This is a genomic window from Pseudomonas sp. TE3728, from assembly GCF_056279145.1.
On record NZ_JBWBQT010000001.1, the window covers coordinates 1073805 to 1084328 of the forward strand.

The 10524-nt window shown below is 53.7% G+C and carries 9 protein-coding genes and 4 pseudogenes; 8 read left to right on the forward strand and 5 right to left on the reverse strand.

What is annotated here, in order from left to right; genetic code table 11:
• Positions 1 to 175: 175 nt before the first annotated feature.
• The gene (locus ACZ89R_RS04230; protein WP_429426503.1) at positions 176 to 1186 is read right to left on the reverse strand and encodes a LacI family DNA-binding transcriptional regulator; all 1011 of its coding nucleotides are present in this window, start codon (positions 1184 to 1186) and stop codon (positions 176 to 178) included.
• Between the two features lie 517 nt (positions 1187 to 1703).
• On the opposite strand from ACZ89R_RS04230, the gene ACZ89R_RS04235 reads away from it, so the two are divergent.
• The 6 genes and pseudogenes from ACZ89R_RS04235 to ACZ89R_RS04260 form a co-directional block, all read left to right on the forward strand.
• Positions 1704 to 3263 carry a sugar ABC transporter ATP-binding protein gene (locus ACZ89R_RS04235; RefSeq protein ID WP_429546588.1) on the forward strand — a complete coding sequence of 520 codons (1560 nt, stop codon included), beginning with the start codon at positions 1704 to 1706 and terminating at the stop codon, positions 3261 to 3263.
• Positions 3260 to 4282 (forward strand): ABC transporter permease subunit, encoded by a 1023-nt coding sequence (locus tag ACZ89R_RS04240; RefSeq protein WP_429546587.1) that lies wholly within the window; start codon positions 3260 to 3262, stop codon positions 4280 to 4282. The genes ACZ89R_RS04235 and ACZ89R_RS04240 overlap by 4 nt, the downstream gene beginning before the upstream one ends.
• A 43-nt stretch (positions 4283 to 4325) precedes the next feature.
• On the forward strand, positions 4326 to 5252 hold the full coding sequence (locus ACZ89R_RS04245; RefSeq protein ID WP_123494971.1) for an ABC transporter substrate-binding protein: 927 nt from the start codon (positions 4326 to 4328) through the stop codon (positions 5250 to 5252).
• A 169-nt stretch (positions 5253 to 5421) separates the two neighbouring features.
• A complete protein-coding gene (locus ACZ89R_RS04250) occupies positions 5422 to 6060 on the forward strand; it encodes a nucleoside/nucleotide kinase family protein (protein WP_429546586.1) in 639 nt (212 codons plus the stop codon).
• Between the two features lie 130 nt (positions 6061 to 6190).
• Positions 6191 to 7129: a carbohydrate kinase family protein gene (locus ACZ89R_RS04255; protein WP_429546585.1), complete on the forward strand. Its 939-nt coding sequence runs from the start codon at positions 6191 to 6193 to the stop codon at positions 7127 to 7129.
• Positions 7130 to 7183: 54 nt separating this feature from the next.
• Positions 7184 to 7279, forward strand: a pseudogene (locus ACZ89R_RS04260) (methyltransferase domain-containing protein); the annotation flags it as partial.
• A gap of 139 nt (positions 7280 to 7418) precedes the next feature.
• Here ACZ89R_RS04260 and ACZ89R_RS04265 read toward each other — a convergent pair.
• Positions 7419 to 7612, reverse strand: a pseudogene (locus ACZ89R_RS04265) (tyrosine-type recombinase/integrase); the annotation flags it as partial.
• A 2-nt stretch (positions 7613 to 7614) separates the two neighbouring features.
• Positions 7615 to 8442, reverse strand: coding sequence for an AraC family ligand binding domain-containing protein (locus ACZ89R_RS04270; protein ID WP_429546584.1), 828 nt, complete (start codon positions 8440 to 8442; stop codon positions 7615 to 7617).
• 116 nt (positions 8443 to 8558) lie between these two features.
• Between ACZ89R_RS04270 and ACZ89R_RS04275 the strand changes: the two genes are divergently transcribed.
• Both ACZ89R_RS04275 and ACZ89R_RS04280 read left to right on the forward strand, forming a co-directional pair.
• A complete protein-coding gene (locus ACZ89R_RS04275) occupies positions 8559 to 9440 on the forward strand; it encodes an EamA family transporter (protein WP_429546583.1) in 882 nt (293 codons plus the stop codon).
• 132 nt (positions 9441 to 9572) lie between these two features.
• Entirely contained in the window at positions 9573 to 9788 is a 216-nt protein-coding gene (locus tag ACZ89R_RS04280) for a hypothetical protein (protein WP_123494975.1), read from the forward strand.
• Positions 9789 to 9980: 192 nt separating this feature from the next.
• Here the strand turns inward: ACZ89R_RS04280 and ACZ89R_RS04285 are convergent.
• Positions 9981 to 10148: pseudogene (locus tag ACZ89R_RS04285) on the reverse strand (ExbD/TolR family protein); the annotation flags it as partial.
• 39 nt (positions 10149 to 10187) lie between these two features.
• Positions 10188 to 10517: pseudogene (locus tag ACZ89R_RS04290) on the reverse strand (beta-ketoacyl synthase N-terminal-like domain-containing protein); the annotation flags it as partial.
• Positions 10518 to 10524 lie beyond the last annotated feature (7 nt).

Below are 10524 nucleotides of genomic sequence, written 5' to 3' on the forward strand. Positions count from 1 at the left end.
CGAACGCGGGGGCACTCAAGCAGAAAACACTGCAAACATGCATATCCGTGCACGACAAGTGGAAACCAGGTGCCAGTCATTTAGTTTCAAAATTATCCAGACGGCGAGACGTGGATAAGCATCAAATAATTCACGTCTGCACCGCTAGATTCTCAGGACGAAACCCTGAGTACAGTCATTTTGGAGCGCCGCAAGAATCTCGCTGGATTAAAGAGGGTTTCAATCTAATAGTCTGGCGTCTACCCTCAGGTTGCTTGATACGCTTCAATAAAAGCTTCACAGCCTGGGCTCCGAGTTCCTCGAGAGGTTGCGCTACAACTGTCAGTCTTGGGCTAAAAGCATCCGCCCAGTCGAAATCGTCAAAGCCAACCAGCGCGATATCCTTTGGCACCTCAAGCCCCGCTTCACGAAGAGCCTGCATTGCACCAATGGTCATCAAGTTGTTTGCAGTCATTATTGCGGTGGGCGGGTGCTCTAGCGATAGCAAACGGCGCGTGGCTTCCATTGCCGGCGCAATCGCCGATTCACCACAGCAAACCAATTGATCTTCGTACTCAATTCCAGCGTCAGCTAAAGCCGCACGGTAGCCGTCAATTCGCTCATGAGAAGAAGACTGAGTCAATCGTCCGGATACCATCCCGATACGCCGATGACCCAGCTTAATCAAATGTGCAATCAACTCTTGAGATGAATTCTTATTCTCCACCCCCACCTGATCGAAAGACGTCGAGAGAAGTCGATCGATGAGAACCGTGGGTATTTTGTTGGCTTTTAAATAATTAAATACTCGATTCTCCGGATCATATTCCGAGGCGAGTACAATCCCGTCAACACGTCGCTCATGCAGTGCCTTGACCGCTTTAAGTTCCTGTTCCGGATCTCTTTGCGTATTGACCAATATCATCATCAATCCGCTTTTCGCGCATGCCGCTTCGATGGCACGTACTGTTTCACTGAAGTAATAGTTTGAAAGCGTAGCAATCGCCACGCCGATAGCACCCGAACCCGAAGAGGAGCGAGCCAGAGACCGAGCGAGTGAGTTTCGAATATAGCCTACGGACTCTACAGCCTGATTCACACTACGGACGGTGTCAGGATGTACTTTACGAGTACCGTTGAGAACATGAGATACCGTAGACATTGATACGTTCGCGGCTCTCGCGACATCGCTCATCTTTGCACCCACTGTGCATCACTCCTTTCTCACGTGATTTGATGGATAGCGCTGAACTCATGTCCAGTTGCTACCTATTGTAAAGCTCACGGCGAGAAAATGCGTCGATGGCTCTCGGAATTGATGCCGGGGCGAGCCCGCAATTTCGTGAAAGACCCAGAGAGATGCGCAGCGCATCTGAAGTCTGTGAATCGAGATGGTGGAATCCGCTATGCAGCATAGCCGGGCACTCCTTTTTATTATCGTAGCGATCATCCTGCGAACCAATTGATGGACGCAGCAGCGCTTGTTGAAAAAAGCATAGCCGAGACGAAAGCGCTTGCGCAAGCGCTTTTCTAACATCCTTTTCATGCGCTCTTTGATCGGGGCTTCCCTAGGGGATGGACGTTGAAGTGCTTTTTGGAGAATTCCTCGAACGAAAAGGAAAGCGCTTGCGCAAGCGCTTTCCTTTCGACTATGTTGCTCAAACAAGAACACCGATGGGAGGTTTCAACTGCCTCTCAAATCGGTAGATAAGGAGTTAACAGCTATGCTGAGCACTGGATCTGAAAGCCCCCCTCCTGCCCTATTGGAAATGCATTCCATCTCGAAGTCATTCAATGGGGTGCGTGTCCTGCATGACATTGACCTCAGTATTTTCCCTGGACAAATCCACGCGCTAATGGGCGAAAACGGCGCCGGAAAATCCACTCTGATGAAAATACTATCGGGGGCCTATGTCGCCGACAGTGGCACTATACGAATCGACGGATGTGATATTCGAAACTATGGCGTGAACGATGCGAAGCGCCATGGCATATCCGTCATCTATCAAGAGCTCAGCTTGTGCGCGAATATGAGCGTGGTGGAGAACATCTACCTGGGTAGAGAGATTCGACGATGTGGAGTTATAAACCGCAAGGCAATGACCGAAGGTGCGCTCGTAGTACTAAAGCGGCTTGGCGTCACATTTGATCCGCACGCACTGGTCGGTACTTTGTCGATTGCGGACCAACAACTTGTTGAAATCGCGCGTGCAATTCATGCCGATACGCGAATCCTGGTGATGGACGAGCCTACAACGCCGCTATCCACAAAAGAGACCGAAAGTCTTTTTACATTGATTCGCCAGCTACGTGATGATGGCGTCGCGATCATCTATATCAGCCATCGAATGGCCGAGATATACGCATTGTCCGACTTTGTTTCGGTGCTCCGGGACGGTCATTACGTTGGTTCACTGGATCGCGTCACGCTGTCAGCTGAAACCCTAGTTCGGATGATGGTTGGCCGCGATGTTTCCGGCTTCTACGCCCATGAGCGTCCTTTGTGCTCTTACGAGCAACCGATACTACGTGTTCGCAATCTTACAGATGACTTCAAAATTCAGGATTGCAGTTTCGATCTGTATGCCGGCGAAATTCTCGGGATTGCAGGACTGGTGGGTTCTGGAAGAACCGAACTTGCCCGATTAATCGCAGGCGTCGATGCGTACTCAGGTGGAAAGATTGAGATGGACGGCGAAGTTGTAGTCATACGCTCTCCTCGCGATGCAGGTAACGCAGGCATCGTCTATCTGACAGAAGACCGCAAAGCACTGGGCCTTTTTCTCGACATGAGTGTCCACGACAATATCAATGTATGTGTTGTGGGAAGTGATGCTCGATTTGCGGGGTTTGTGGACCGAACGGCCGGAACTGGACGTACCGAACAAGCAATCCAGGCACTCAATATCAAAGCGTCTCCAGATATCAATGTTGGAGCACTGTCCGGAGGCAACCAGCAAAAAGTTTTGTTGGCTCGTCTGCTGGAGATGAAGCCCAGAGTATTGTTCCTCGACGAGCCTACATCGGGTGTCGACATTGGGGCTAAATCAGAAATATATAAAATCATCAATGCATTAGCAGCATCCGGCGTTTGCGTAGTGATAATTTCAAGTGAACTACCAGAGATCGTTGGAATTGCCGACCGTGTATTGGTCATGTGTGACGGTAAACTTGTCACCGAACTCGGTGGCCAGAGCGGTCTTGAAATCACACCTGAAGCCATTATCGCGTCTGCCACAGGCAGCGACAGGTTGACTCTAGCCAACGGAGACTTAGTCCAATGACTTCCCCACTGCAAAGCAAAGTAGCAAGTGACTTCACCACGCCTGGTGTACGAAGCATCGCCGGAGCTTCCACCCAGGATAAAATGCGCCAACTGATGAAAGTGTTGGGCATGCTGCCCGTACTGTTACTCCTTTGTGTGGGCTTTGGCCTGATGAGCGAGAGCTTTTTCTCGGTTCAGAATTTCTCGATCATCAGTCAGCAAGCCTCTATCAATGTGGTATTGGCGTCAGGTCTGACTTTCGTGATTTTGACAGGTGGAATCGACCTTTCGGTTGGTTCGATTCTGGCTGTTTCCGCAGTAGTGGCGCTATTGGTATCGCAAGTTCCGGGGTTTGCTCCCCTGGCCATCGCTGCGGGGCTTGGAGTCGGACTGCTACTAGGGCTCGTCAATGGTGTATTGGTCGCTTTTGGAAAGCTACCGGCATTTATCGTCACGCTAGGCGGATTGACTGCGATGCGTGGAATCGCACGCCTCATCGGCGAAGACAAAACGGTTTTCAATCCTGACCTGTCCTTTGCTTACATTGGAAACGATACGTTGTTCGGGGTGCCATGGCTGGTTGTAATCGCGGTAGTCGTGGTTACTCTTTCGTGGCTTATTCTTCGACGTACGGTGTTAGGCGTACAGATTTACGCAGTGGGCGGCAATCCTGAGGCCGCACGGTTGTCGGGAATCAAAGTCTGGAAAGTCCTGTTATTTGCTTATGCCCTATCCGGTTTGTTGGCGGGTGTGGGGGCTATCATGACTTCCGCTCGACTGATGGCTGCTAACGGACTGCAAATGGGACAGTCTTATGAACTCGACGCTATCGCCGCCGTTATTCTGGGAGGCACGCGCTTTACAGGAGGCGTCGGCACTATCGTCGGTACGCTAATTGGCGCCCTGATTATCGCTACACTTTCCAATGGCCTGATATTGCTGGGAGTTTCGGATATCTGGCAATACATTATCAAAGGTGTTGTCATCATCGGCGCGGTAGCCCTCGATCGCTTTCGGCAGTCAGGTGCACGAACCTGAATCATATATAACCCCCACACTCCAATAACAAGAGACAGTCCTCATGAAAAAAATAATATTTACCGCTGTTTGTACACTACTGGCATTTAGCAGCGCTCAAGCGCGAGAGTTGAAATCCGTCGGGATAACTGTTGGCTCGCTGGGTAATCCTTATTTTGTAGCGATGGTAGATGGCGCCAAAGCCGAGGCACTGCATATCAATCCAGCCGCAAAATTTATCTCGGTGTCGGCAGATTACGATTTGAATAAGCAGTTCACTCAAATCGATAACTTCATTTCTTCGGGCGTAGACTTGATTCTTGTCAACGCCGTCGACCCTGTAGCAATTGCGCCTGCGATTGCTAAAGCAAGGAAGGCAGGCATAGTGGTTGTGGGCGTAGATGTCATGGTGCAAGGTGCCAACGCCACGGTACAGACCGATAACGTCGAAGCCGGCAGGATTGTATGTCAGTACATCTCTGAGAAGCTGGGTGGCAAGGGTAACGTTATTATCCAGAATGGTACGCAGACCTCAGCAGTCTTAGACCGAGTCAATGGCTGTAAGAGTGTTTTCGCGCAGGCACCCGATATCAAGATACTGTCTGATAATCAGGATGCCAAAGGCTCGCGTGAAGGTGGCTACAGCGTGATGCAAGGCGACTTGACTCGCTTTGCAAAAGTCGACGCGGTGTTCGCGATCAATGATCCCCAGGCCATAGGTGCAGACCTGGCAGCAAAACAACTCAAGCGCAAAGGCATCATTATCGCCTCGGTGGATGGGGCTCCCGATATAGAGACTGCGCTCAAAAGCGATACACAGATCCAGGCATCCGCCTCTCAGTCCCCTTGGGGCCAGGCACAACAGGCCGTAACGATGGGCAACGACCTGCTGAATGGCAAATCGCTGGAACGCACAACGGTACTGCTTCAACCCTCACTGGTAACACGAGCCAATGTCATGGAGTACAAAGGCTGGCAAGCTGACCACTGACCAACTGACCACTGAGGGGTTGAGTCAAATGACATAGGGGTTTCTAGCCACCTCTGTCCTGCGGGGAATGGCTGCTGCGAGGTGCTCGCAGCGGCCGAACGGCATGAAAACCCCTAAAGGGACGAACCTACGGGAAACCTGAGCGACGGCTGCTGAGGAGAGATTTGGCATGTTCACCAAAACAAACACAATAGTAAGCACAGAGCTACTCAACTACGTTAAGGCCCTGTCTGGTAATCGAATTGTCGTTGCGCTAGCGGGGCCGCCTGGTGCCGGTAAGTCCACCGTTTCTCAGGTCTTGGTAGAGACTCTTAATAGCGTTATGCCGGGGAGCGCAGTTGTCGTTCCCGGGGATGGCTTTCATTACGATGACGCGGTTCTTGGATCCTTGAACCTTTTGGATCGTAAGGGCTCACCTGATACATTCGATGTGGGTGGCTTCAGGAGTCTGCTGCTGCGGCTTCGTGCGAACAACGAACCAGTGATTGCCGTTCCGGTATTCGATCGAATCCTGGAGATATCCCGTGCTGCAGGACAGTTGATTCCCTCTGACGTGAAATATCTCATCGTGGAAGGAAACTACCTTCTATTAGACCTCGCCCCATGGTCGTCCTTAAGAGACTGTTTTGACGCCACCATAATGCTGCAGGCTGACCGCAGAACCCTGGAAGCGCGCCTGCTTGATCGATGGCGATCATTGGGTTTCGATGAGGCTACTTCCTATGAAAAGGTTCATCGCAACGACCTTCCGAATGCTGACATTGTGATTTCGGCAAGCAATATCGCTGACTTCACGGTCACAAATTAAGATCCCACTTCCTCTCTTTTGAGAAAGAATCACGCGTTAACCAACAGCTTTGCTTGGCTAGCTTTTTAACGCTAACAGGCCTACGAACGCTATCAACAACTTGTAGCGAACCTTTAAAGAGCGAATGACTATGTATCTGGTATGTGGTGAAGCGCTGTTCGACTTCTTCAGTGGAAACGACGTCAACGCTCAAGCTTCAAAAGTGAATTACAAAGCAATTGCCGGTGGTTCGCCGTTCAACGTCGCGGTCGGCTTGCGCCGTCTGGGCATCGACGTCGCGCTGTTCGCAGGGCTGTCCAGCGACTACCTCGGCCGGCGTTTACAGCAAGTGCTGCAGGAGGAAGGCGTGCGCCCGGACTACCTGCAGGACTTCGACGCACCGACCACCCTGGCAATGGTCGCCGTCGGTGCCGACGGCTCGCCGCATTACAGCTTCCGAGGCGAAGGCTGTGCCGATCGCCAGCTGTTGCCGGGGCATTTACCTGAGTTAGGCGCTGAGGTGCGTGGGTTGCATATCGGCTCGTTCTCGCTGGTGGTGCAGCCGATTGCCGACACCCTGCTGGCCCTGGTCCGCCGGGAAAGCGGCAAACGCCTGATCAGCCTCGACCCCAACGTGCGACTCAACCCGCAACCGAATATCGAACTGTGGCGCGAACGCATCAACACTCTGGTCGAGCATGCCGACCTGATCAAGGTCAGCGACGAGGACCTGAACCTGCTCTACCCCGAGCGTGATCCGCAGAGCGTGATCCATGGCTGGCTGGAACACCGCTGCCAGCTGGTATTCCTCACCCGTGGCGGCCAGGGAGCAACGGTATTCAGCCGCCGCCATGGCAGTTGGTCGGCGCCGGCCTGCGCGGTGGTGATGGCTGATACCGTGGGCGCCGGCGACACCTTCCAAGCGGCGTTGATCGCCTGGCTGACCGAACAGCAGCTGGATTCGGTGGAGGGTTTGCAGCGCTTGAGTCGCGAACAGATCGACGCGATGCTCACCTTCGCCGTCAGCGCCGCCGCCCTGACCTGCGGCAAGACCGGGCCGGACTTGCCTTATCGGCATCAGTTGGATTGATATCTGGTCAGAATCTGTATCGCGGGCATTGCAGTTTTCGCGAGCAAGCGGGGTCCCCCACCCCCGCTTGACTTGGGCTGTGGCGAAGGCTGGCTGTTGCGGGCGCTGGCTGAACGGACTATCAAAGTGATCGGCGTAGATGGCGACGCGGCCTGGTCGAGACAGCGCGAGGACCACCGTACAATCTCCGTCTCGTATGGATGAAGGTGATTTGTCGAATGTGAGGTCAGGTCGGCGGTGGGCGATACCTCTTTGAGGTTGCGCAATGTTTCGGGAAAACCCTGGGCGCAGGCAACTCGTTCATACGGAGAAAGGGATTGTGTGACAGGGGGGCTTGGGAAGCGCTACCACATCAAGGTCCGACGCGGAATTTTGGTCAAGCCCCTCAACCTTCACCAAGGCGTATCGGAATAATTGCTTGAACCAGGTCCGACATTTTTTCGCTGTCGTTAACGCCTCGCGTTGTTCGATTCCAGATTCCAGCACTAAGGTGATGGCGGTGCGCTGTATTTCTGGTTGAATTTGGACACCGACACCTTTTGTTCTGAGACATATCGACTGGGCACTTCACCCAGTACACGCTTGAATACCGTTGCGAATGCACTTGAGCTGCTATACCCCAACTCTATTGCGACCTGCGTAACAGACTGGCCGTTTCCAAGTCGAACAACTGCCGCAAGCAGACAAGCTTGTTGTCTCCATTCGATATAGCTGATGCCAGCTTGTAGTCGAAAGTGGCGGGTAAAGGTGCGGCGGCTCATTCCGGTGCGCTGCGCCATGTCATCGATGCCGATCTCCAGCGAAGGGTGGGCCAAGAAATCGCGGCATACCCGAGCAAGACGAGGTTCAGTCGGTAATGGCGCATTGAGCGATAGCGCAGGCATCCCGGCAATCTCGTGCAGCAACAAACCCATCAGATAGCCATCGCGTCCATTTTTGTCATAGCGCGCGGGAATATCGATGGCCTTCTCCAACAATTGCCGTAGTAGCGGCGATACATCGAAAACCTGGCAATGAGCCGGTAGCCCCAGGCGCTGCGCAGCCTGTTTGCGGATATAGGTATTGAGCATCGTGACAGGGCCACGCATTTGCATAGCGTGAGGTCGCTGGGACGGTACCCATATGCCGCGCAGGGGCGGAACGACCCAGTTGCCTTCGTCGGTGAATATAGTGATGACACCGCGTGCGGCATAAGCGAATTGTCCACGCTGATGGATGTGCGACGGGAATAGCTCACCGTCTGCATAGTCGCTTACGGTCACGACAGCATCGCGCGGTATGTTTTGGTAGGGATCTAGCGCTGTTGTTTGCATGGCCTGATTTTAATGATATTTGGCCCCCGCCTGAAAGCGGGCCATTCCGATTTCTTGCATATTCCCAGAGGTACAGAGCATTTAAAACTCACTATTCAGGGAAAGACACGCGAACCATGCAGAAAAAACACTTGTTGCTTGCCGCCTTGGTGACGGCCGTTTGGGGATTGAACTTCCCCATTACAAAACTCGGTCTTACCGATATTGACCCCCTGCTGTTGACTGCGATTCGCTTCACGCTGGCCGCCTTACCCTGGGTGTTTTTCGTGAAGCGTCCGCAAGTTGCCTTCCGCTGGCTTGCGGCCTATGGATTGATCTTCGGCGTAGCGATGTGGGCCTTGATCAACCTGGGTATCGCACTGGGTGTGCCACCCGGTAGTGCCTCGCTCCTAATCCAGTTCAGCGCATTCTTCACGCTCGGTTGGGGTGTGCTGTTGTTCCGTGAAAGCCTATCAATGCCTCAATTATTCGGCATCGTGATGGCTGCGATAGGGTTGGTTGGCATCCTGCTGGGCAGTCCCGGTGAGGCCACCATGATCGGTTTCGCATTAGTGATCGTTAGCGCTGTGGCATGGAGCATTGGCAATGTCGTGATCAAAGTATCGAAGGTGCACCAGATTTTCGCCTTCGTGGTGTGGGCCAGCTTGTTTCCACCAATTCCGCTATTTCTGATGACTTGGCTGTTGCATGGCGCGGCTCCATTTATAGCCTTGCCTTCGCATTTGAATGCGGTTACGACATTTTCACTAGCTTTCCAGGTCTACGGCGCCACGCTCTTCTGCTACTGGGGATGGAACCTGCTATTGCGTGAGTACCCTGCATCGCGGGTGGCGCCGCTGTCGCTGCTGATTCCCGTGTTTGGCATCGTCAGCTCCATTCTCATCCTAGGCCAACGCCCCAGCGCCTCAGGCTGGGCCTCCATCGCATTGATTCTGTTGGCGCTTGCCGTTGGTTCAAGGCCAGGACGTGTCCTGCTGGTACGCCATCGTGGCCTCTGATACTCGATACTTGCGACGAAGTTGATGTGGTACGACCGGAGCCGGTGATTCAAAACCAGTTCGTGCAACTGAAACACTAACGAAACATTTCGGCCATATGATTCGCGTCACCGAAACCCAGGAGGGTTGGAGATGAATCGGCCATCAAGAAGCATGCGCAAACTACTCGACGCCGTTGCCACCAACAATGAGGCAGCGGCGCTTGATGTGATGCGTGCTACTGAGCAGCTCCAAGACGAGGTGTTGCGCCAACGATTGCTCAACCTCATTCATCGGCTCAACCAAGACGCCAATGACTTGCGAATGGCGCGGGACGATATCCAAGGCGGAGCCATCAAGCTCGCATGACCCGCGTCCACCACTTTCAAGCTCGTTCGTTGGGTGGTGCGATGAACAGCTTTAGCTCATCCAGCTAGGGCTAGATGGCGACGCTTCAGGTGACGGTGACACCAACTCCACTTGAAGCACTAAGACCTCAGTTGAGCCTCGCAGCCTCCCCCATCATTCACCGCCCCACATCCAATGCAATAAACCCGAATCCTATTTCGCCGTAATCACCGACAGCGTGGTAATCCCAGCCCGCTCGATCGAGGCCATCGCCCGCGCGACTTCGCCATAATTCACCCCATTGTCCGCCTGCAGCTGCACGCGCACATCAGGGTTCTTCGCCTTGGCCGCCTGCAGATTGAACTCGAGCAGATCCGCCTCTTGCGCCAGGCTATAGAAGTCGTGGGCAAAGTCGTCGAGGTCGGCGGCTTCAGTCGGATGCCAGCCTGCCTGATCCAGGGCCTCTTGCGCCGCCACCAAGGCGAACTCGATGAAGTGATCCAATTTCTTGCGGTCCTTGGGGGCGATGAAGCGCTCCGGGTCGTAACCGGCAACGGCATCGTCTTCCAGCGTCGGCACCTGGCCGCCGACCGCAACGCCGGTGCCCTCGGCGAATACTTCGGGCAGGCTACGAATGCCGGAACGTCCGGCCAGCAGCCGTTTCCAGACTTCCTCTACGCCACAACCCAGGGGACCGACGACGCCGACGCCCGTGACTACGATGCGCGTTTGACCTGCTGGAGTACTCATAGAAAAC